This window comes from Rhodococcus sp. FG69 (genome assembly GCF_057808915.1).
In genome coordinates, this window is the sequence record NZ_JBMDIX010000115.1 from 1 (window position 1) to 591 (window position 591).

The 591-nt window shown below is 64.5% G+C and carries 1 protein-coding gene; it reads left to right on the forward strand.

Annotated elements, in window-relative coordinates; translation table 11 throughout:
- On the forward strand, window positions 1-591 hold a 591-nt coding region (locus ACODSO_RS29215; protein ID WP_489040084.1), incomplete at both ends, for a rhodanese-like domain-containing protein.

Sequence of the window (591 nt, forward strand, 5' to 3'; positions counted from 1 at the left end):
CCGACGAACTACGCAGGCGCATCGACGATGGCCAGTGGGTCGTCGACCTCCGCGCGCGAACCGCCTTCGCGGCCGGGCATATGGACGGTTCCCTCGGTTTCGAGCTGTCGACGACGTTCGTGACCTATCTCGGATGGCTCTACCAGTGGGGTGCACCGCTGACATTGATCGGTGACACTACCGATCAGATCGACGATGCCACCAGGGAGTTGGCGCGCATCGGCATCGACCGCCCCTCCGGTTCGGCTGTCGGTGAGATCCACTCGCTCGCCGGCGACGGCCACGTGCGGTCCTACGAGGTGTCCGACTTCGCCGGACTTGCCGCAACCGACTCCGACATCACTGTGCTCGACACACGTCAACAGTCCGAGTACGCGGACGGCCACATCCCCGGTGCGGTGAATATCCCCCTTCACGAACTGCCGCACCGACTCGCCGAGGTCCCCGACGGCAAAGTGTGGGTGCACTGCGCCTCCGGCTATCGCGCCTCGATCGCGGCCTCACTACTCGACCGGGAACATCGCAGCGTGGTGCTGATCGACGACGACTACAACCGCGCAACAGATCTCGGACTCGACACCTCGAAGACAT